Annotated in this window: 21 protein-coding genes; 15 read left to right on the top strand and 6 right to left on the bottom strand. The window is 34.9% G+C overall.

Translation table 11 applies throughout. The annotated features are described in order from the left end of the window. The first annotated feature begins 29 nt into the window (after nucleotides 1-29). The 12 genes from AC1RPH_RS04810 to recA all read left to right on the top strand — a co-directional run bounded on the left by AC1RPH_RS04810 (nucleotide 30) and on the right by recA (nucleotide 11,947). Nucleotides 30-734: a hypothetical protein gene (locus AC1RPH_RS04810; RefSeq protein WP_481761593.1), complete on the top strand. Its 705-nt coding sequence runs from the start codon at nucleotides 30-32 to the stop codon at nucleotides 732-734. A gap of 61 nt (nucleotides 735-795) precedes the next feature. After that, nucleotides 796-2,547: a DNA helicase RecQ gene (recQ, locus tag AC1RPH_RS04805; RefSeq protein WP_481761592.1), complete on the top strand. Its 1,752-nt coding sequence runs from the start codon at nucleotides 796-798 to the stop codon at nucleotides 2,545-2,547. A gap of 20 nt (nucleotides 2,548-2,567) precedes the next feature. Further along, entirely contained in the window at nucleotides 2,568-3,029 is a 462-nt protein-coding gene (locus tag AC1RPH_RS04800; RefSeq protein WP_481761591.1) for an ASCH domain-containing protein, read from the top strand. Between the two features lie 4 nt (nucleotides 3,030-3,033). Further along, the gene (locus AC1RPH_RS04795; RefSeq protein ID WP_481761590.1) at nucleotides 3,034-3,414 is read left to right on the top strand and encodes a VOC family protein; all 381 of its coding nucleotides are present in this window, start codon (nucleotides 3,034-3,036) and stop codon (nucleotides 3,412-3,414) included. A gap of 135 nt (nucleotides 3,415-3,549) precedes the next feature. Further along, the gene (locus AC1RPH_RS04790) at nucleotides 3,550-4,494 is read left to right on the top strand and encodes a Gfo/Idh/MocA family protein (protein ID WP_481761589.1); all 945 of its coding nucleotides are present in this window, start codon (nucleotides 3,550-3,552) and stop codon (nucleotides 4,492-4,494) included. 212 nt (nucleotides 4,495-4,706) lie between these two features. Continuing rightward, the gene (locus AC1RPH_RS04785) at nucleotides 4,707-6,167 is read left to right on the top strand and encodes a glycoside hydrolase family 1 protein (RefSeq protein ID WP_481761588.1); all 1,461 of its coding nucleotides are present in this window, start codon (nucleotides 4,707-4,709) and stop codon (nucleotides 6,165-6,167) included. Nucleotides 6,168-6,178: 11 nt separating this feature from the next. Continuing rightward, nucleotides 6,179-6,850 carry an N-acetylmannosamine-6-phosphate 2-epimerase gene (locus tag AC1RPH_RS04780; RefSeq protein ID WP_481761587.1) on the top strand — a complete coding sequence of 224 codons (672 nt, stop codon included), beginning with the start codon at nucleotides 6,179-6,181 and terminating at the stop codon, nucleotides 6,848-6,850. 201 nt (nucleotides 6,851-7,051) lie between these two features. After that, nucleotides 7,052-7,633 carry a sugar O-acetyltransferase gene (locus tag AC1RPH_RS04775; protein WP_409022058.1) on the top strand — a complete coding sequence of 194 codons (582 nt, stop codon included), beginning with the start codon at nucleotides 7,052-7,054 and terminating at the stop codon, nucleotides 7,631-7,633. A gap of 221 nt (nucleotides 7,634-7,854) precedes the next feature. Then, a complete protein-coding gene (locus AC1RPH_RS04770) occupies nucleotides 7,855-9,432 on the top strand; it encodes a BCCT family transporter (RefSeq protein WP_481761586.1) in 1,578 nt (525 codons plus the stop codon). Nucleotides 9,433-9,671: 239 nt separating this feature from the next. Continuing rightward, on the top strand, nucleotides 9,672-9,977 hold the full coding sequence (locus tag AC1RPH_RS04765) for a rhodanese-like domain-containing protein (RefSeq protein ID WP_481761585.1): 306 nt from the start codon (nucleotides 9,672-9,674) through the stop codon (nucleotides 9,975-9,977). A 168-nt stretch (nucleotides 9,978-10,145) separates the two neighbouring features. After that, entirely contained in the window at nucleotides 10,146-10,571 is a 426-nt protein-coding gene (locus AC1RPH_RS04760) for a MarR family winged helix-turn-helix transcriptional regulator (RefSeq protein ID WP_409022061.1), read from the top strand. Nucleotides 10,572-10,786: 215 nt separating this feature from the next. Next, nucleotides 10,787-11,947, top strand: a complete 1,161-nt coding sequence (gene recA / locus AC1RPH_RS04755; protein WP_481761584.1) for a recombinase RecA — start codon at nucleotides 10,787-10,789, stop codon at nucleotides 11,945-11,947. Between the two features lie 114 nt (nucleotides 11,948-12,061). On the opposite strand, the gene AC1RPH_RS04750 is transcribed toward recA, so the two are convergent. From AC1RPH_RS04750 to AC1RPH_RS04740, 3 genes are all read right to left on the bottom strand, one after another. Then, nucleotides 12,062-12,472: a hypothetical protein gene (locus tag AC1RPH_RS04750; RefSeq protein WP_481761583.1), complete on the bottom strand. Its 411-nt coding sequence runs from the start codon at nucleotides 12,470-12,472 to the stop codon at nucleotides 12,062-12,064. Then, entirely contained in the window at nucleotides 12,465-13,775 is a 1,311-nt protein-coding gene (locus AC1RPH_RS04745; protein ID WP_481761582.1) for a Y-family DNA polymerase, read from the bottom strand. Before AC1RPH_RS04745 ends, AC1RPH_RS04750 begins: the two co-directional genes overlap by 8 nt. Nucleotides 13,776-13,912: 137 nt before the next feature. Then, the gene (locus tag AC1RPH_RS04740; protein WP_481761581.1) at nucleotides 13,913-14,794 is read right to left on the bottom strand and encodes a LysR family transcriptional regulator; all 882 of its coding nucleotides are present in this window, start codon (nucleotides 14,792-14,794) and stop codon (nucleotides 13,913-13,915) included. Between the two features lie 136 nt (nucleotides 14,795-14,930). Here AC1RPH_RS04740 and AC1RPH_RS04735 point away from each other — a divergent pair, with 136 nt between their 5' ends. The 3 genes from AC1RPH_RS04735 to AC1RPH_RS04725 all read left to right on the top strand — a co-directional run bounded on the left by AC1RPH_RS04735 (nucleotide 14,931) and on the right by AC1RPH_RS04725 (nucleotide 18,306). Further along, nucleotides 14,931-16,571, top strand: coding sequence for a malolactic enzyme (locus AC1RPH_RS04735; protein ID WP_481761580.1), 1,641 nt, complete (start codon nucleotides 14,931-14,933; stop codon nucleotides 16,569-16,571). A 29-nt stretch (nucleotides 16,572-16,600) separates the two neighbouring features. After that, on the top strand, nucleotides 16,601-17,569 hold the full coding sequence (locus AC1RPH_RS04730) for an AEC family transporter (RefSeq protein ID WP_409022066.1): 969 nt from the start codon (nucleotides 16,601-16,603) through the stop codon (nucleotides 17,567-17,569). A gap of 146 nt (nucleotides 17,570-17,715) precedes the next feature. Then, the gene (locus AC1RPH_RS04725) at nucleotides 17,716-18,306 is read left to right on the top strand and encodes an ECF transporter S component (RefSeq protein WP_409022067.1); all 591 of its coding nucleotides are present in this window, start codon (nucleotides 17,716-17,718) and stop codon (nucleotides 18,304-18,306) included. Nucleotides 18,307-18,386: 80 nt separating this feature from the next. Here AC1RPH_RS04725 and AC1RPH_RS04720 read toward each other — a convergent pair whose 3' ends face one another. The 3 genes from AC1RPH_RS04720 to AC1RPH_RS04710 form a co-directional block, all read right to left on the bottom strand. Then, nucleotides 18,387-18,764, bottom strand: coding sequence for a hypothetical protein (locus tag AC1RPH_RS04720; protein WP_481761579.1), 378 nt, complete (start codon nucleotides 18,762-18,764; stop codon nucleotides 18,387-18,389). A gap of 20 nt (nucleotides 18,765-18,784) precedes the next feature. Then, on the bottom strand, nucleotides 18,785-19,480 hold the full coding sequence (locus AC1RPH_RS04715; protein WP_481761578.1) for a DNA/RNA non-specific endonuclease: 696 nt from the start codon (nucleotides 19,478-19,480) through the stop codon (nucleotides 18,785-18,787). A gap of 89 nt (nucleotides 19,481-19,569) precedes the next feature. Further along, on the bottom strand, nucleotides 19,570-20,547 hold the full coding sequence (locus tag AC1RPH_RS04710) for a Gfo/Idh/MocA family protein (protein ID WP_481761577.1): 978 nt from the start codon (nucleotides 20,545-20,547) through the stop codon (nucleotides 19,570-19,572). Nucleotides 20,548-20,607 lie beyond the last annotated feature (60 nt).

Raw genomic sequence — 20,607 nt, 5'->3', positions numbered from 1 at the left:
GAGGCGTAACAGGTTAGGAGATTTTTGGCATGAAGAAAAATATGTTAATATCAATCGGTTTTTTGATGGTAGTTTTTTTAGGTATCTTAGGATTTAAAACATTAATTCAAGTTAAAGATACACAACCGGCTAGTTGGGCAGAAATCAGTCGAATTCAACCGACAGAAAATATAAAATTAACCCAAAAATACAAAATTAACGCAGGAACAAATGGCTTACCAGTCCAAGCAAAAATAGTCGTCGGTGGTGATGCTATATTACCGCATAAAAATTATGCTACACCCGCTGATTGGACCATTAAAAAAGGGTCCAAAGATGCATCAAATATGAAAGTTGTATTTAATCTTAAAAATTCGAAAGTACGTGGCACTAAGGTACAATTAAATACGTCAGATGCGTATTCTGGAGGACCAATGCCTGCCACGGTTCCAATTGAGATTGGACAAATTCAAGGCAAATTACAAGAAGAATATGGTCATTTTAAGGAAACGGCAACTATTGAAATTGGAGATAACACTTGGTATCTAAGCGTTATCCTTGAACCTAAAGTTAATTCAATTCACTATCTTTATTATCGAATTGAAGACACAAGTAGTGTTAGTGATTCGACAATTGTCGTTGATTATATGACTAAACTTAGGGCAGCTCAACAAAATCCCGCGGGACTAATGAATGATTTGGGTGATGTTGAAGCGGTCATTAAAACACTTTCTAAAACATCTGTGGCGTCTTAACCTATGCTATAATTTAAAGACATAGAATTATCTGAGAAAATGAGCAAAGAGAAAGGATTATATGAATCCACAATCAGTTTTAAAAGAAAAATTTGGGTACGACAATTTTCGCCAAGGTCAAAAAGAAGTTATTGATCGTATTCTAACGGGTGAAGATGTTTTAGCTATTATGCCTACAGGCGGCGGAAAATCGCTATGTTACCAAATTCCAGCACTTATATTAGATGGACTAACGTTAGTGATATCTCCTTTAATTTCTTTAATGAAGGATCAAGTTGATGCTTTAAATGAAAATGGCATTCCAGCAACCTTTATCAATAGTACGCTAGATTACACGGAGGTTCGTGAACGCTTTAATCAAGCTGCTCGTGGTGAAGTTAAGTTACTTTATGTGTCACCAGAACGATTAGATTCTGATGGTTTTATGGCAGATTTAGCGGAATTAAGAATTGATCTTGTCGCTATTGATGAAGCGCACTGTATCTCACAATGGGGGCACGATTTCCGTCCTAGTTATTTACGCTTAACGGAAACGATTCAACGTTTGAATTCGAATCCGACGATTATTGCATTAACAGCGACAGCGACAACTCAAGTAGCTGCGGATATTATGCAACGATTATCGATTATACATGAAGTTAAAACTGGGTTTTCACGTGAAAATTTAGCCTTCCAAGTCGTTAAAGATCAAAATAGTGATCGTTTCTTACTCGAGTATTTAAAGGGACAGAAACAACAATCTGGTATTATTTATGCAAGTACGCGTAAAGAAGTCGAACGGTTAACGAAATTAATAAAAAAAGCTAAGATTAAAGTGGCGATGTATCACGGCGGGTTGCAAGAAGATGAACGTCGTCAGAATCAGGAAGACTTCTTGTACGATCGTGTTCAGGTAATGATTGCGACGAATGCATTTGGGATGGGAATTGATAAAAGTAATGTTCGATTTGTAATCCATGATCAGATACCTGGTAGTTTAGAAGCTTATTATCAAGAAGCCGGACGTGCTGGACGAGATGGCTTGCCAAGTGAAGCAATTTTACTTTTTAATTTAAAAGATGTTCAGATTCAACATTTTTTCATTGACCAATCTGAAATGGATGATGTTAATAAAAAACATGAGTATTTAAAATTACAAGAAATGACGCAATACGCAAACACGCAACAGTGTTTACAACAGACAATTGTGAATTATTTTGGCGATGAAGCACCAGAATGTGGCCGTTGCGGCAATTGCTTGGATACACGAGATGCACAAGATATTTCGATTGATGCCCAAAAGGTTTTATCATGTGTAAAACGGATGGGTGAACATTTTGGTAAAGGGTTAGTCGCACAAGTTTTAACAGGTTCAAAAGTCCAAAAGGTGATGCAGTTTAGATTTGATGAATTACCTACGTATGGACTGATGAAAGATCAATCGCAGAAGGAAGTTTCTGGATTGATTGATTATTTAGTTGCGTCAGGTTTTTTACAGGCTTCAAGCGGCCAATATCCGGTTCTGCAACTTGCTGCAGAAGGAGTTGGCGTCTTAAAAGGTGAAACTAAAGTTACACGTAAAATGGCTGTAAAAGTTAAACAAGCATTACCTGAAGATAATGAACTATTTGAAGAATTAAGACAATTACGTCGCGAATTAGCAGAGGAACAAGGTGTACCGCCATTTGTTATCTTCTCTGATAAAACGTTATATTCAATGTGTGAGGTTATGCCGGAAACGTTAACTGATATGTTGGATGTTAAAGGTGTTGGTGAAAGTAAATTGGAAAAATATGGTGAGTTGTTCTTAGATATATTAAACGCAGAAGATTAAATTCTTGAAGGAGAGTTCATATGACAATTTATGAGTATTGGCAAGCATTTAAAAAGGCAAATAAAATTGAACATGATAATTATGATGCATGGTCATTTGGCGTCACTAAGAAAGAAACGTTAGAATTAGGTAAATTAGTTTTAGATGGTCTTAAAACAGGGACATCGTCAGCTTATAATTTATATTTTGATGAAGAACCTTTACCAAAAGTTGGCGATTACAATGTCATTGTTGATTATAAAGATAATCCAATGGCGATTACGAAAACAATAAAAGTTTATGTGACACCATTTAACGAAGTTACAGAAGAGCATGCTTTTCTTGAAGGCGAAGGCGATAGAAATTTAGCTTATTGGCGAAGTGTTCATCAATCTTTTTTTGAAGAAGAATTAGAAAGTGTTAATAAGACATTTGATGAGACAATGCCAGTGGTTTGTGAGGAATTTGAATTAGTTTTTCCGATTGAAACAACGGAGGTTTAAGCAAATGAAAATCGAACACGTTGGTTTATGGGTAGAAAATCTTGAAGCAATGCGTGATTTTTATGTGACTAATTTTAAGGCAACTTTTGGTGTGCGTTATGACAATGGGACTAAAGGATTTTCGTCATACTTTTTGAGCTTTCCAGATGGTCAAGCAAGATTAGAAATTATGACGAGAACGGATATTACAGATCGCTATCCTGATGGATTTGGTTATGCACATTTAGCCTTTTCTGTTGAGAATCATGTGACCGTTGATCAAATGGTGATTGATTTTAAAAAATCTGGAATAGAAGTTGTTAGTGGCCCTCGGACAACAGGGGATGGCTATTATGAAGCAGTCATTTTGGACCCTGAAGGAAACAAAATTGAACTTGTAGGTTAAAAAATAAGATTGAATCACGAGAAGGTCACCCCGGAAATGGGGTGACCTTTTTGAGTTTGAAATTTAATTTGGTGCATACTGTATGAGTCGGCTATAATTAATGAAAACGGTTAAATAGAAATGGAGATAAGAACAATGAATTTTGGAATTATTGGTTACGGTAATATTGCAAAGCGATTTTATGAAAGTATTCGATATACAAAAAATGGACAAGTTACAGCAATTGGATCAAAGTCATTATTTAATGACGATGTGTTTAAAGCGAATAATCCAGATATAACCATTTATGATTCATATCAAGCTCTTTTAGGCGATGATTCGATTGATGGCGTTTATATCGCATTGCCACATATGTTGCATAAAGAGTGGTCACTAAAGGCGTTGAAGCTAAATATTCCGGTATTTTGTGAAAAACCGGCTGTACTAACAACGACAGATATGAAAGAAATTGAATTAGCTTCAAGTGAAAATCAAACCTTATTTGTTGAAGCGTTTAAAACAAAATTTAACATCGGTATGGATCATTTAAAACAAGATTTAGCTTCAATCGGACCCATCCAAACCATGTCAGCTAACTTTTGTTCTAATGCCATTCCATCTCAAAAAGCAACTTCATATTTACTTCAAAAAGGACAGGGTGGTGCTTTGAACGATATCGGTACTTATCCAATTGGTTTTGTGTTAGAAATTTTAGGTTCAGATATTTCGCATATTGAATCAAAATTAGACATGCATAATGGGATTGATGAAAAATTTTCAGCAACGATACATTTTGAAAAAGGCGCTCAGGCACTCATTGAAGGCGCAATAAATGAAGCTAAACCGCGAGTTGCGATTATTGTTGGGCAACAAGGTCGTATCGTTATTCCAATGTATAATCGAATTGAAAAATATACGATTGAATTAAATGATGGACAAAAAATTAATCGGGACTATAGTATCGTTGGAGATGATATGACGCTTGAAATTCAAGCTTTTATTAATCTAGTTGAAATTGGTGCAAAGACTTGTGAGCGACATAGCCTACAGGATACGTTTAATATTATTCAGGTTATTGAAAAAATAAGGCAAGGTGAGTAAGCCTTTAAACTAACTTTGACAGCGCTTACTATATTTGATATACTTAATTTGTCAAATAAGGGCTGTAACTGATTCGATCAGGCATTACCTATTGATAACTATTTGTTTAGTTATCAATAGGTAATTTTTTTGAAAAAAACTAGTAAAACCTCTATTTGAAATAGTTCACAGATACATAAGTTAAACAAAAAACTTTGAAGGAGTGTATTAATATGTATAAAACAGATTATCCAAAAGGGTTTAAAAAAGGTTTCTTATGGGGTGGCGCAACAGCTGCAAACCAAGTTGAAGGTGGCTGGGATTTAGATGGCAAAGGGATGACTACTGCTGAAGTTATTCGTAAATCTGAAAAAAGAACAGAAATGAATCTTGGTTCTGTCACAATGAAAGTCATTGAAGAAGCGATGGACGATAAAACCACTGACCATTATCCAAAACGTCGTGGGATTGATTTCTATCATAATTATAAAGAAGATATTAAATTATTTGCAGAAATGGGTTTTAAAACATACCGGATGTCTATGGCATGGGCACGAATTTTTCCAAATGGTAATGAAACGGAACCCAATGAAGCTGGGTTAGCATTTTATGACCGCGTTTTTGATGAGTTAGCTAAGTATGATATTGAACCTGTTGTCACATTATCGCATTATGAAATGCCACTTGATTTGACAGTTAAACAAAATGGGTGGGTAAGCCGTGACACAATTGCTAGTTTTACACATTACACGGACGTTGTACTTAACCGTTTTAAAGATAAGGTTAAATATTGGTTAACGTTTAACGAAATTAATGTTAGCTCATTTGGTTTCATGGAAACGGGTGCTGTTGACAGTGAATTAACACAGAGAGAACAATTACAAATTCGGTATCAAGCTGTTCATCACCAATTTATCGCAAGTGCTTTGGTAGTTGAACAAGCACGGAAAATTAATCCTGATTTTGTGGTAGGTTGTATGCTTGCTAGAATGCAAACTTATCCATCAACGCCTAATCCAGCAGATGTTCGTGCCGCTCAAGAAAATGATAATTTAAACTTGTTCTTCACCGATGTTCAAGTCCGCGGCGAATACCCTGAATACATGAACCGCTATTTCAAAGAAAATGATGTTCATATTGTGATGGAGCCAGGGGATGAAGCTATTCTTAAAATGGGCAAAGTTGCGTTCCTTAGTTTTAGTTATTATATGTCAACGGTCACTTCAGCTGGCAAAACGGGTGATACATCGTTAGGAAATATGATTAATGGTGAAAAAAATCCTTACTTAGAAACAAGTGACTGGGGTTGGCAAATTGATCCCATTGGATTAAGAATCACATTGAATGCAATGTGGGATCGTTACCGTGTGCCACTATTTATTGTTGAAAATGGAATTGGGGCCCTAGATAAGTTAGGCGATGATGGCAAAGTTCATGATGACTATCGCATTAAGTATCTTGAAGAACATATCATTCAAATGAAAGAAGCTGTTATGGATGGTGTTGATTTAATGGGGTACACAATGTGGGGCTGCATTGATTTAATTAGCGCATCAACTTCAGAAATGAGTAAACGTTATGGGTTCATTTATGTTGATCAAGATGACGATGGAAATGGCTCATTGAAACGTTACAAGAAAGATAGTTTTGATTGGTATAAACAAGTTATTGAGACAAATGCTAGTGATATATAAAGGGAGATAATATGATGAATTTAGATGAAATAAAGAATGGGTTAGTTGTTTCTTGTCAGGCACTAGAAGGTGAACCATTATTTAGTTCATTTATCATGGGGAGAATGGCCCTTGCAGCTGAGATGGGTGGTGCTGTGGGGATACGAGCAAATTCAGTTTCTGATATTGTAGAAATTAAAAAACAAGTAAAATTACCGTTGATTGGCATAATCAAACGAGATTATGCAGATTCAGAAGTCTATATTACAGCAACGATGAAAGAAGTAGATGAATTACTGGAAACTGACGCTGAGATTATTGCATTAGATGCAACGGTTAGACAACGGCCTCATAATGAAAAGGTAACTGATTTAGTCAATAAAATTCATGAAGGAAATAGATTAGCCATGGCAGATATTTCTAATTATGAAGAAGGCGTTATGGCTGAAAAAAATGGATTTGATATGGTTTCTACAACGATGTCAGGATATACAGAATATACGGACGAAAGGGATAGCCCAGATTTTGATTTACTAGAAAAGTTAATTAAAAATCTTAAAATCCCTGTTATTATGGAGGGTCATACAACGACTCCAGAAGAAGTTAAGAGAGCATTTGATATTGGCGCATTTTCGGCAGTTGTCGGTGGCGTTATTACAAGACCTAAACAAATAACACAACTATTTGTTGATAAAATAAGTTAAATAAATCTTCTAATGATTGATGAACAGCGAATATGCTGTGAATTGTTATTAGAAGATTTTTCTGTAATAATAGGGTTAAAATTTACTCTAATTAAAATTAATCCAATTCAATTAATGTTAATAAAATAGCTTTATTTTACTGTGTTTATAGAAAATAAATTTCTATTTAACAAATCATGACATAAGTGGTATTCTTATAACATGATAAAAACTGAGAGAGAAAAGATGTCAGATGGTGAACCGTATGAGCAGTTGGATCCTGAACTAGTTGAACGACGAGAACTGATTCGGAGAAAACTGCGGACAATTAACCAGCTTGACGATAATAAGCAACAAAATACAAATATTAAAGCATTATTGGCTGATTCCGGTGAAGACTTTTGGGCCGAAACGGGAATCGAATTTGATTATGGATTTAATATTCATATCGGAAATCACTTTTATGCGAACTACCATTTAACGATGTTGGACACTTGTCCAATCACAATTGGTGATCATTGTTACATTGGACCAGACGTTGGATTTTACACGCCAGTACACCCCTTATCTGCAAAATTACGTGATGCGGATGTTGAAATGGGTAAACCAATTACGGTTGGTGATAGTGTCTGGATGGGTGGACACGTCACGATTTTACCAGGAGTTACGATTGGTAATCGAGTCGTTGTCGGCGCTGGATCTGTGGTCACAAAATCGTTTGGTGATGATCTCGTAATTGCGGGTAACCCGGCACGAATTATTCGTTATCTAGATGATAACGGTGACGTGAGTCCAGGTAAGTGATTCGATAGAATATTATAATTTACGTTATGAGTATTTGTATAAGATAGCAAAGCTAACAAGCACGCTGTGCAGATATCCCTAGTGGAGAAACTGTATCAGTGTGCTTTTTTTGTGCAATTAAAAGCAGAATTATCGGAGTGAGTACGGCGATGAATTAAAGATCGTGCTCTAAAATTTAGGAGGAAATTTTTATTTTAGAAAAACAGAATATCGACAAAAAAATGTTTTTACCGACTGTGGCATTATTTATTTTAGTATCAGTTGGATTATTACTCGGTGGGTCTGGTTTGAAGGCAGAATTAGGTTCAATAATGGATGCTATTACGGCCCACTTGAGTTGGGCTTACCTTGGTATCTATATTCTCAATTTTGTTTTCTTTTTATATATTGCATTAAGCCATTATGGCAAAATTACATTGGGTAATAAAGGCGAAAAGCCGGCATACAGTGATTTTAAATGGGGTAGTATGGTATTTGCGACGGCCATTGATGCCAGTATTTTAATGCTTAGCATGGTTGATCCACTTCGCTACGTGCAACAACCTTTGTTTGGTGCTAAAGCGATGTCTCCTGCTAATTATCAAAATGCTCACATGTTAGGTCAATTTGATTGGGGTCCAATGGCGTGGATGATGTTTGCATCTTCAGCTGTAATTATTTCATACGTTATGTACGTTAAAAAAGCGAAAGTTATGTGTGTTAGTGATGTGATTCCTATGTTAAAAGGGGATCAGCCTTATAAAAAAATCTTACGAAAAATAATTGATTTTCTTGTCGTTTTCGGTATTATGGGCGGTGTTGGTTCATCAGTTGGGATGGAAATACCTGTATTATCAAAAATTATCGCAACATTAACGGGAGTCCAAGATACAATACTTTTAAAATTAGCATTATTTGTTGTCCTGTTCAGCATTTTCACGTTAACCATGTTTAAAGGAATTAAGGGTGGGATTGATCGATTGAGTTCAGCTCATATTTGGACAGCCATTGGCTTTTTGTTAATTGTTCTGTTAGTTGGACCAACGGTTTATATTTTGAAGTCAGAAGGTAACAGTCTTGTACTGATGGTTACTCAGTTTGTAGCAATGAGTACAGGGACAGCTTCAGGATTAGGTCATGCGATTGACCCTGTTAAATCGGAAACTATTTTCTATTGGGGTTGGTGGTTAACTTTCATGCCATTCATGGGCTTATTCATTGCTAGAATTTCGCGTGGACGAACGATTCGTCAGGTGATATTAGGGATGCTTGCGTATGGTGCTTTAGGATGTATGAGTTTCTACGCAATCTTAGGTGGTTATTCACTCTATTTACAACAAAGTGGAGCTGCTGATTTAATTCATACACTGAATGTATATGGTCAAGCTGCAGCAATTGCACAAGTTATTTCAACATTGCCATTTAAATACGTAATGTTAGTTATCTATGCGATTTCATGTTTTATCTTCTTAGCAACGACGATTTCATCATCTGCATTTATCGTGTCGTCGTTTACTAGTACAAAACTCAAACCGACAGAGCAACCAAGTTTGTTTAACCGCTTGGTTTGGATGGGAATTTTCATGTTATTCTCATTTGGTATCGTCTTCGTTGGTGGTTTTAAAACAATCCAAGCTATCTGTTTATTAGCTGGGTTCCCATTAATTTTTGTGTCACTGTTATTGATTATTTCAACGTGGCAGTACTTAGCCGAAGATCGTTCAACGGAAAGTGCTCATGATTCATTGGTTAAAATTTTTGGAAAATTAAAGAAGAACTTAGTTTCTTATCAACATGTGATACATGATAGTAATAATTAAATATAAAGAGGCCACTCCGTTATTATGGAGTGGCTTTTTAGTACCCATTTTTAGTATTATGTTATAACCTACGCTGTTCCCAATTAAAAAGAGACGTAAGTCTTACCTTAGAGCCTTCTAAATCTATCAATATTAAAATCTAAATATTTGAAAAATATGAAATAAAAACATATGATAATATAGATAATAAATTGATACAGACTAATAAAAACCATAACTAAATAAAAGAGGGTAACTAAATGAACTTTGAAGATGATATTCCAACAATTACGACTACGGAACTTGACCTATTATTAGCACAAAAGCCACAGATTATTGATGTTCGAGAAGATGACGAGTTTGCTGAAGGCCATATTCCTGGGTCAATTAATATTCCGTTAGATGAAGTTGACGATTATGAATTAACAGGTAAAGCATATATTATTTGTCGATCAGGACGTCGTAGTGCACAAGCTGCAGATATCCTATTTGAAAAAGGTTATGATGTTGTTGATGTATATGGCGGAATGCTTAGCTGGCAAGGTTCAACAGTTACAGGTAGTTAAACGTTTTCAGTGATAACATATTTTTATTAAAATCGGGGACGTATTACTTGTGTATACGCCTCTTTTTACATTATAATAAGTCAAATAAACATTTATGTATTAGAAATCAATAATTTTTTGCTTTATTTTGGGTGGGAACTAAGGCGATCTATAACTAGGAGGGTCAAAATGATTGAGTTAAGTGGGACTTTCAACAAATTAAATCAGTTGTTGAGCTTGTATGGGAAACAAGATGGACTAATGAACATTAAACAATTGGGGACAATTGATACTTATTATCTAAATGCGATCGAACAGTTGAACAGTCCAACAATTGGACGCGTTTCAAAATTGTTGAATCAATCAACGCCAAATACGAATTACCATTTGAAAAAATTAATCACATTAGGATTAGTGGAAAAAAAGGCTGATATAACAGATAAACGAGTTGTTCACTTATCTGTTACGGATAAGTATAAAGGTCTAACAACTTTTAATAGTGACTTTTGGAATCAATTGGAAAGTAAATTGGAAACGCAAGTTACAGGGCAGGATCTTGCAACGTTCAGACGCGTTTTAAAAGAGACAATTAGTCAGATTGAATCGATGGAATAAGTTAAATAAATAGAAATTATTTAAGAAAATGGCGTACTTAATTAATGAGCATGCAGTATAATTGAATACATCGATACCTAGTAAGAACGATAATTGCATCGTTCTTTTTATTTTCGGTAAAGATGATTTAACGCTTGCGATATAAATTTTAATGAGGTATGATAAGTAAATGGAAACGAACAGATGTTCTACTATTGAGAGGATGGTTACTAACTATGGCTAACAGAAGTATTGCAACCGGAGACGGCAAAAGAAAAGACGGTAAAGAACGCGAAGCAGCACTAGAAAAAGCGTTATCAGCAATTACAAAAGAATTCGGACAAGGTGCCATCATGAAGATGGGGGACAAAGCTGACACGAAGATTGATGTTACTTCAACTGGGATTTTATCATTGGATTACGCATTGGGAGTTGGTGGTTTTCCTAAAGGCCGTATTGTTGAAATATACGGACCAGAAAGTTCTGGTAAAACAACAATTGCACTTCATGCAACAGCAGAAGTCCAAAAAAATGGTGGTACAGTTGCTTATATCGATGCTGAAAATGCCATGGATCCCGCATATGCAACAGCATTAGGTGTTGATATTGATGGATTACTATTATCACAGCCAGATACTGGTGAACAAGGATTAGAAATTGCAGATGCTTTGGTATCCAGTGGTGCCGTTGATCTTGTCGTTATCGATTCAGTTGCAGCTTTAGTTCCTCGTGCAGAAATTGAAGGCGAAATGGGTGACGCTCATGTTGGGTTACAAGCTCGTATGATGTCACAAGCTCTCCGTAAATTGGCTGGTTCAATCAACAAAACAAGAACAACTGTTATTTTTATTAATCAATTACGTGAAAAAGTTGGTGTCATGTTCGGTAGCCCTGAAACAACACCAGGTGGCCGTGCCTTAAAATTCTACGCAACAATTCGCTTAGATGTTCGTCGCCGTGGACAAATTAAAGATGGTACGGATGTCATTGGTAATGAAACAACTATTAAAGTTGTTAAAAACAAGGTAGCACCACCATTTAAGATTGCTGAATTAAATATGATGTACGGGTCAGGTATCTCAGCTACTGCTGATATCTTAGATCTTGCTGTTGAAAATGGTATTGCTGAAAAAGCTGGGTCATGGTTCTCATACCATGGCGAACGTTTAGGTCAAGGTAAACCAAATGTCGTTAATATTTTGGAACAAAAACCTGATATGTTACATGATATGGACCAAGAAGTTCGTGCAAAATTATTTGCACCCGATGAAGAACCTGCTAAAGAAGTTAAGGAAGAATCAGCAGCACCAAAGAAAACAACTAAAAAAGTTAAAAAAGCTGACGATGCTCCAGTGTTAGATTCAAAAATCGAAACATTAGATTTACCAGAAGCTTAATAAAAAAAATAGTAAAGTGAACCTCCAGTATTGGACCAATCCAATACTGGAGGTTTTTTTATAATTAATCAAACAAAAAAGGTAGAAGAAGTATAGTAAGTAGAAGTTATCTACTTATATACTTCTTCTACCTTCTCCATTAGTCATTTGGCTTAATGATATTGCATGAATATCATTAATTTTAACGGTGATATGATTGATAATTATATTATCTTCATACCAGCCATTAATGAGTCCCTGTATAGGTTCTAAAAGTGTATCATCCAAATTTTTATTAGTGAGATCAACAGTGACAGGGGTGGATTTAATGATTGCCAAATTGATTACTTCTGCAATTTTAGTATCATTCATCTTAATGTCATGTGTTAATTTCTGTTTTCGTGTCTCTTCGTTTAATTTTTTTGTTCGAGCCGATGTATGGTCGCTTAAATAGAATCCTTGCCATTTCATCATACCGCGATCGTGATAATCATATTTTAAAAATTGATTTATCAAATTTGCATCAACATCAGTTGTTTTACTCATAGGTATTACCCCCAGCATGGCCACCGACTAACCCAGCGCGATAAATAGCTGTTGCACCTTCAGACTTACTGGAAAGTTTTACGATCGATTTAAAACCATATTTTTTTCGTATGATGTCAATGGTATTGTCCAAGTTGTGATTCTTTTGTTCCGTATTATTAGTGTCAAACATGTCTAATTGTTGACTATTATCGTCAACTAATTTGCCACACGAAATACTAATATGTCTTAGAGCTTCATGACGCCATTTTTTTCGAAATAGGTCGATGGCATATTTTGTGATTTGGGCATTACTATTTGTTGAATCAATTTTTAATGAACTACCAAAGCCTGAATATCTTTTTCCAGAATCTGTCGTTTCGGCTAAAGAAAATCCAATGCCTAAATTAATGACAGTAGCCACTTTGTGATGAGAACGTAATCGTGCTGCTACTTGTTCTGCAATTTCACGAATAACGACTTCAATTTCAGATTGGATAACATAGTCTTTTGGTAAGACTTGGCTATTACCATAGGATTTTTCCTTGGGGGTATATTTATCATGAATGATTGAACGATCAATTCCCCAAGAAAACGCAAATAATTGGCTACCAATTACGCCAAATTTGTTTTTTAATTCATATGGGTTGAAGTGAGCTAAATCGTTCATTGAATTGATATGATTTTTTTGTAATTTTTCGGCAGTTTTAGATCCAATTGACCAGATATCGTCAAGTTGTGTTATTGGCCATAACTTATCGGGGACGTCTTCATAATGCCATTCAGCAATTAAACTATGGTTATGTTTTGCTTCAATATCCAGAGCTAATTTAGCAAGAAGTGGATTATCACCAATACCAACGGTTGTATAAATTCCTGTTTCCCCTTTGACCGCAAGTTGAATTTTACGAGCAACTTCATAGGGACTATTTCCGAAAAGTTTCCAACTAGTCGTCATATCAATAATTGACTCATCGATAGAGTATGGGTGAATATCGTCATTTGAGGCAAATTGTTGAAATAGCTTATTGATTTTTAAGTTCTCTTCTATGTAAAGATTCATTCTGGGTTGGGCAACAACTAAACGTTTATCATGAATTGGAACATCAGTAGCTCGTGATACGTTTGTGATACCAAATATTTTCTTAGCCATAGGGCTAGCAGCTAGTACTAACCCGCTACCTGTATTCTTTGCTGTAGACATAACAACGAGAATAGAGCGTAATGGATTAAGACCGCGTGCAACTGATTCGACAGAAGCATAGAAAGATTTTGAATCAATCATAAAGATGACTTTTCTAGGTTCGTTACTATAATTGTACATTCGAGGAAACCTCCTTAACATATATCCAATTATACGAACATACGTTTCTTTAGTCAATGATATTTAGTCAAGCGGTGCTATAAATAATAAAAAGAATAACTTATACCTTTATATTTAAGGTATAAGTTATTCTCTTATTAGATAGAAGGATCAATTAAAACGTCAATTAATTTTGCTTGTGTAGGCGTTAAAATATGACTTGTACGATAAACGAGTGACATTAAAAATTTAGGTTGATCTAATTCCGATAAGGGGAGTGAGACTAAATCATCTGCAGCATCCAATGCTAGTTCTGTTAAAAAACCAATACCAACATTTTCGGTAACCATTTTTTTAATAATCTGACTGTCACTTGTTGTATAGATAATCTTTGGTTTGAAATGATTTTTTGTTGTTAACTCTTTAAAAGCGATTGGATGAACAAAACCCTCATTTTGCATAATAAATTTTTCATTTCGAAGTTCAGAAAATTTAACGGATTCTCTTGAAGCAAGTGGATGATGTTTGCTAACGATAATCTTGAAGTGTTTAGATGCAAAATTTCTGGCAATTAAGCGGTCATCTTCTATTGGTTTAACGGAACCTAATAAAGCCATATCTAATGATCCGTTTATTAACTGAAGAAGTAGGGCTTGGGAACCGTTCTCAACTGTATCTAGATGATTAATCAGACCTGAATTAAATAAATTGCTGACAATTTGCGGAAAATAGTACGTTCCTATAATAGGTGGTAATCCAAATCGAACGTGCTCATTTTTAAGTTGGTTAATTTCTTGGTTAGCAATTGTTAATTCTTTGAGAATAATATTAACATGTTCAGCGAATTGTTCACCACTTGGTGTAAAAGAAACTTGATGATGTGATTGATCACGAATAATCAGATTTGTGTCTAATTCAGTTTCTAAGCGTTTCATTGCAGTTGTGATTGTTGGTTGACTAACTGAAAAAAAATGAGCAACTTTTGAAAAATTTCTCAAATTAATTATTTGTTGATAATATTCTAAATCTCGAATGTTCATTATAATCTCCTCTAAATCAACGTTTATAATCCTCATATAAATAATATTTATAGTATAACACATGTTTGACTATAATTTTTAAAGGGGTGTATTCTTGCTCTTGTAAGTTAAAGAGAAAATAAAATATAAAAAAATAATGGAGGAATTAATGATGACAAAAGCACAAGATATGTTAAATAACCCATTTGTAAATAAAGGTACAGCATTTACAATGGAAGAACGTCGTGAATTAGGACTTATTGGTATGTTACCAGCTAAAGTTCAAACAATTGAAGAACAAGCAACACAAAACTACGCACAATATTTAAGTAAAGAAACTGGTCTTGAAAAACGCCATTTCTTAATGGAATTATTCAATGAAAACCGTACACTATTTTTCTACTTAATGGGACAACATGTGGCTGAATTTATGCCAGTTGTTTATGATCCAGTTGTTGCTGATTCAATCGAAGAATACAACGAAATTTATGTAAATCCACAAAACGCTGCATTCTTATCAATTGATCATCCAGAAGATATCGAAGCAACATTAAAAAATGCTGCTGCAGGACGTGACATTCGTTTAGTCGTTGTGACAGATGCTGAAGGTATTTTAGGTATGGGCGATTGGGGTGTCAACGGTGTTGATATCGCAATTGGTAAATTAATGGTTTATACAGCTGCTGCTGGAATTGATCCTTCACAAGTTTTACCAGTTTCTATTGATGCTGGAACAAATAATGAAACATTATTGAATGATCCATTATACCTTGGTAACAAACATGAACGTGTAACTGGTGACAAATACTATGACTTCGTTGATGGCTTTGTCCAAAGTACAAAGAACTTGTTCCCAGAATTGTTATTACATTGGGAAGATTTTGGCCGTTCAAATGCTGCTAATATTCTTGAAAAATATCAAAACGAAATCACAACATTTAATGATGATATCCAAGGTACAGGGATTGTTGTTTTAGCTGGTATCTTAGGTGCTCTAAGTATCACTAAAGGTTCAATTGTTGACCAAACAGTTATTACTTATGGTGCTGGTACTGCTGGTGTCGGAATTGCTAACCAAATTATGGACGAAATGAAACGCGCTGGTGTTTCAGAAGAAGATGCTCGCAAACGTTTCTTCTTAGTTGATAAACAAGGATTGTTATTTGATGATACAGAAGACTTAACACCTGGCCAAAAAGAATTTACGCATAAACGTTCAGAATTTGCTAATGCTGATGAATTAACTTCTTTAGAAGCTGTTGTTAAAGCTGTTCAACCAACTGTTATGATTGGTACATCTACACAACCTGGTACATTTACAAAAGAAATTGTTCAAGACATGGCTTCACATGTTGAACGTCCAATCATCTTCCCATTATCAAACCCTACAAAATTAGCAGAAGCTAAGGCTGAAGATTTGATTGCATGGACTGATGGTAAAGCTTTAGTTGCTACTGGTATTCCAGCTGATAATGTTGATTACAAAGGTGTTACTTACCAAATTGGTCAAGCAAACAACGCACTTATGTACCCAGGTCTTGGATTTGGGATTATCGCTTCAACATCTTCAAGAGTTAATGGCGAAATCTTATCACAAGCTAGTCATGCTTTAGGTGGAATCGTTGATACTACAGCCGTTGGTGCTGCCGTATTACCACCAGTAACACATTTAGCAGAATTCTCACAAACAATTGCTGAAGTAGTTGCCCAAAGTGTTGTTGACCAAAAATTAAACAAAGAAGCAATTACAGATGTTAAAAAGGCTGTCTCAGATATGAAATGGACACCTAAATACTAAAAAAAGCGTAGAGAGAAGGACAATTAATTATGGTATTTTTCCAATCAATTCAAAGTGTTCTAGTTGTTGTTTTGATGATGGTACTTGGATACATTTTACAAGTTAAAGGTTGGTTCGCTGATTCATTTGGTGGCAATATCTCATCATTAATTACAAAAATTGCTTTACCAGCTTCAATTTTCGTTTCTGTTTTAAAATATTTAAAACGTGATCAATTAGCTGCATTGTCAGGTAGTTTACTCTACCCAGCAATTGCTGTTATTATCGGTTACTTAATTGCATGGGCACTTGTTCATATCTTGAACATCAAACCTGGTCGTCGTGGTATCTTCATGAATGCCGTTGTTAATGCAAATACAATTTTCATTGGTTTACCTTTAAATATTGCGTTGTTTGGCGATAAGAGTATCTCATATTTCCTTGTTTACTATATTATTAATACAGTTTCAACATGGGCATTTGGTGTTTTCTTAATTTCAAATGATGATCCAACAAAAGACAAATCAGATAAAACGAAAAAGAAAATTAACTGGGCTAAAGTAATCCCAATGCCACTTGTTGGGTTCATCGTTGCATTAATCTTCTTGGTTCTTGCAATTCCAGTTCCTGATTTTATTAGCCAAACATTAGGTTATGTTGGTGGATTAGTTACACCATTATCATTAATCTATATTGGTATTGTGTTAGCTAAAGCCGGTTTGAAGAGTATCAGATTTGATCGTGATACAGTCGTTGCATTACTTGGACGTTTTATTTTATCACCAATCATTTTAATCGCTGTTATTCTTTTAGGTACACATTTAACTGGTGCAGATTTAGCACCATTATTACAAAAAACTTTGATTGTTCAATCAGCTACACCAATGTTAGCCGTATTACCAATCTTAGCTAATGAAGCACATGGAGACGTTAAATACGCAACAAACATTGTTACAACAAGTACAATCTTGTTCATCATTGTTGTTCCTGTTTTAACGACCCTTATCTCATTCATGTAATATAAAATTTATTTAAAATAGAACGTCACTGATTACCTCTATAATTAGTGACGTTCTATTTTTTTGCATATTAAATGGTAACAATCGTTAAATCGGTTATAATAAGGGAACGGAAGTGAAATGATTAAATTTGTAGGAGTAAGTAGATGAAAACTAATAATAAAACATATCATATGAGTATTTTGGCGTTATTTATTTCAATCATTATTGTTCAAAATTTTGTGCCATTATTTGGTTACATCCCTGTTGGCCCCTTAAGCATCACAACCATTCATATCACGGTGATTGTTGCTGCTTTAGTGTTTGGCTGGAAAGATGGTGCATTTATCGGTGGTGTCTGGGGATTAATCACATTTATCAGGGCGTTTGTGTCGCCAACTAGTCCACTTGCACCCATTGTTTTTACAAATCCACTTATAGCAATTGTGCCAAGAATTTTAATTGGAATTGTGACAGCAGTCATTTTTTACTTTTTATATAAATGGTGGAAAAACAAAACGTTAGCCATGATTATTGCCTCTGTTTTTGGTTCATTGGTTAATACGGTTTTAGTTTTAGGCCTTATCTATCTTTTATATCATGGGCAAGCAGCTAATTTTTATAAAGTTGATATGGCACAATTATTACCATATATTATGGGACTAGTTGTCACAAACGGTATTCCAGAGATGATTTTAGCAGGGATTGTTGCGCCATTGATAGCAAGACCTTTACAAAAAATAGTTCGGAAAAGTTAGAGAACAAAATACACGATGCTAATAGGTAAAAATAAAAAAGTTATTAACAACGAATGATATTTCGCTGTTAATAACTTTTTTTAGTTGAATTTAGAAATAATTTTAGAATCTAATGTTCCATTTTCTAGTGCAATTAATGCGTCGATTATAGGCATATGATGAATTTCAGTATCATCTGCTAGCAGACTACTAGGAATAAAAAAGGTTGTTGAATAGTGATCACCTGCTAGATAATCACCATCAATTGTCTGACCTAAGATACAAACGTCATCCCAGTTCAAAGAGATAGTATCAGGTGTTTTCAAGAAGTTCATTGTTTCTAAAAATTGTGTTTGAAGTGAGCTGCCAGGAAATTGTAAATAGCCATCATTTGTCTGACGGATATTTGAATTAAGTAATAATTGTTGTAGCGTTTGTGGTGCTGAATCTATCAGTTGACTTTTTAATTCTGTGAACATGAATAACACACTCCTTTGAATTAACGTTTATTCAAAATAGTAACATTAAATTTAATATTGCCCCAAGAAGTTGTACTTTTACCTTGCATTTGAATTGCTTTAGGGAAAAGTGACTTACCAGAAAAAATTGGTGTTACCTGATAACGGACATGATCTCCTTTATCAACTGCTGCACGAACTGCGTTTTCATACTTGGTCATGTAGGGTGTGTTAACAGGGTTTTGATATAATGTTGCTAAATTTTCTTTTTTATCACCACTACCACCAAGTTGTCGACCGATTAAATGTCCACGGGAATGAAAATAAGGTGACAGCCCTGACACAAAACCAGTTGGTCGAATTGAAGAATCTGCTGATGACCCTCTAGATTCTAAAGCTTTAACTAAAAGAGCATTGGCCTGAGTAGCACGGCCAAGAGAGTCAAGAGCGCCGTATTTTATCCAACCATTGGCATTATCTGCAAGATCACTTTTTGAAAAGGTTGGCGCACCATTATCCACAATTCCATTAATGGCCTTGCTACTATTAATAGAACTAGTATTTGCTGTTCCTGTCCCATTTTTAACATTGACTGAAGTTGAATTGCCATTTGTTTGTAGCAAATCTTTTACAGTACTAGGTAATTTTCCGCTGAAAAGGGAGACAACTAAAATGACAGCAAGTCCAATTAGATAATTACGTGTTCGATTCTGAATATAACGTTTCTTTCGTTTCATAAAATTAACTCCAACTCTTTTTCTTTTAGTGTAGCATGGAATTAAAAAAAGTTATCAACAATTTCTAGTGATAACTTTTCAGATGAAGCTTATTTTTCAAAAGGATATTTAAAGCCCCATTGTTCACGAGCTTGTGTCATTATTGACATAACATCTGTTGTTTTTTCTAAGAATGGTTTAGGATTTAAATTACCCAAAACCATATCTTGAACATCTTTAATTTCATAATTCATGGCTTGTTTTGTATGGCCGGCAGTGATTTCTGTAGCTGTTCCATCAGATAATACAAGAGCAGCTTTATTAGCTCGAGGATAATCGTAAACAGTAAAGTAACCACCTTCATAAGCAATAATACCCATTTTAGGCATTTTAGCTCTGAATGTTAAGGCAACAGTTGCGAGTTCATTATTGGCATTTTGTAAACTAATCGTTTCAGATTCGTCAACACCTGATTCGAATAAATTCATTGCTGAACCTGTGATTTCTGGTGTGGCTGTCATGAATTGACGGACAAAGGCTAATGCATAAACACCGATATCTAATAATGCGCCACCAGCTAAATCAGGATTGAAGAAACGATTTGTTGGATCAGGATCTTTAAAACTACCAAATGAGGCTTGGACCATTTTTAGTTTGCCTAATTTTTTTTCTTCAGCTACTTCAATAATTTTTTTATAAAGTGGCATATGATAAATAGTCATTGCTTCTTGTAAAATCAAGCCTTTTTCTTCAGCTAAATCAGTTGCTTGTTTAAGTTCATCACTAGTCATGGTGATTGCTTTTTCACTTAAGACGTGCTTGCCAGCTTTAAGTGCAGCCAAGATTGTGTCGATATGGTAGTTGTGAGGTGTCGCAATGTAAACGATGTCAATTTCATCATCAGCTAATAAGTCTTCATAGTTACCATAGGCATGTGGAATATTAAATTCGTTAGCAAAAGTTTGCGCTTTTTCTAAGTTTCTTGAGCCAGCGGCATAGATTTCACCAAATGGTTGATCAAAGTAAGTTGTAAAGCTGTGAGCGATGTTACCAAGTCCAATAATTCCCCAATTTAAATTTTTTGTCATTATGTTCTCCTGTCTCATTTAAGATAGCTCAAGCTTAACAGAAATTTAATAAAAAGAGAA

This window comes from Dellaglioa sp. CoH-57-MRSF-16 (assembly GCF_056782055.1).
Note: the sequence above shows the minus strand (reverse complement) of the source record. Positions and strands in the feature narration are given on the sequence as shown.

Bases quoted from the DNA above. Each gene is read 5' to 3' on its own strand.
- AC1RPH_RS04810 (WP_481761593.1), top strand. From the start codon at position 30: ATGAAGAAAAATATGTTAATATCAATCGGTTTTTTGATGGTAGTTTTT.
- recQ (WP_481761592.1), top strand. From the start codon at position 796: ATGAATCCACAATCAGTTTTAAAAGAAAAATTTGGGTACGACAATTTT.
- AC1RPH_RS04800 (WP_481761591.1), top strand. From the start codon at position 2,568: ATGACAATTTATGAGTATTGGCAAGCATTTAAAAAGGCAAATAAAATT.
- AC1RPH_RS04795 (WP_481761590.1), top strand. From the start codon at position 3,034: ATGAAAATCGAACACGTTGGTTTATGGGTAGAAAATCTTGAAGCAATG.
- AC1RPH_RS04790 (WP_481761589.1), top strand. From the start codon at position 3,550: ATGAATTTTGGAATTATTGGTTACGGTAATATTGCAAAGCGATTTTAT.
- AC1RPH_RS04785 (WP_481761588.1), top strand. From the start codon at position 4,707: ATGTATAAAACAGATTATCCAAAAGGGTTTAAAAAAGGTTTCTTATGG.
- AC1RPH_RS04780 (WP_481761587.1), top strand. From the start codon at position 6,179: ATGATGAATTTAGATGAAATAAAGAATGGGTTAGTTGTTTCTTGTCAG.
- AC1RPH_RS04775 (WP_409022058.1), top strand. From the start codon at position 7,052: ATGATAAAAACTGAGAGAGAAAAGATGTCAGATGGTGAACCGTATGAG.
- AC1RPH_RS04770 (WP_481761586.1), top strand. From the start codon at position 7,855: ATGTTTTTACCGACTGTGGCATTATTTATTTTAGTATCAGTTGGATTA.
- AC1RPH_RS04765 (WP_481761585.1), top strand. From the start codon at position 9,672: ATGAACTTTGAAGATGATATTCCAACAATTACGACTACGGAACTTGAC.
- AC1RPH_RS04760 (WP_409022061.1), top strand. From the start codon at position 10,146: ATGATTGAGTTAAGTGGGACTTTCAACAAATTAAATCAGTTGTTGAGC.
- recA (WP_481761584.1), top strand. From the start codon at position 10,787: ATGGCTAACAGAAGTATTGCAACCGGAGACGGCAAAAGAAAAGACGGT.
- AC1RPH_RS04750 (WP_481761583.1), bottom strand. From the start codon at position 12,472: ATGAGTAAAACAACTGATGTTGATGCAAATTTGATAAATCAATTTTTA.
- AC1RPH_RS04745 (WP_481761582.1), bottom strand. From the start codon at position 13,775: ATGTACAATTATAGTAACGAACCTAGAAAAGTCATCTTTATGATTGAT.
- AC1RPH_RS04740 (WP_481761581.1), bottom strand. From the start codon at position 14,794: ATGAACATTCGAGATTTAGAATATTATCAACAAATAATTAATTTGAGA.
- AC1RPH_RS04735 (WP_481761580.1), top strand. From the start codon at position 14,931: ATGGAGGAATTAATGATGACAAAAGCACAAGATATGTTAAATAACCCA.
- AC1RPH_RS04730 (WP_409022066.1), top strand. From the start codon at position 16,601: ATGGTATTTTTCCAATCAATTCAAAGTGTTCTAGTTGTTGTTTTGATG.
- AC1RPH_RS04725 (WP_409022067.1), top strand. From the start codon at position 17,716: ATGAAAACTAATAATAAAACATATCATATGAGTATTTTGGCGTTATTT.
- AC1RPH_RS04720 (WP_481761579.1), bottom strand. From the start codon at position 18,764: ATGTTCACAGAATTAAAAAGTCAACTGATAGATTCAGCACCACAAACG.
- AC1RPH_RS04715 (WP_481761578.1), bottom strand. From the start codon at position 19,480: ATGAAACGAAAGAAACGTTATATTCAGAATCGAACACGTAATTATCTA.
- AC1RPH_RS04710 (WP_481761577.1), bottom strand. From the start codon at position 20,547: ATGACAAAAAATTTAAATTGGGGAATTATTGGACTTGGTAACATCGCT.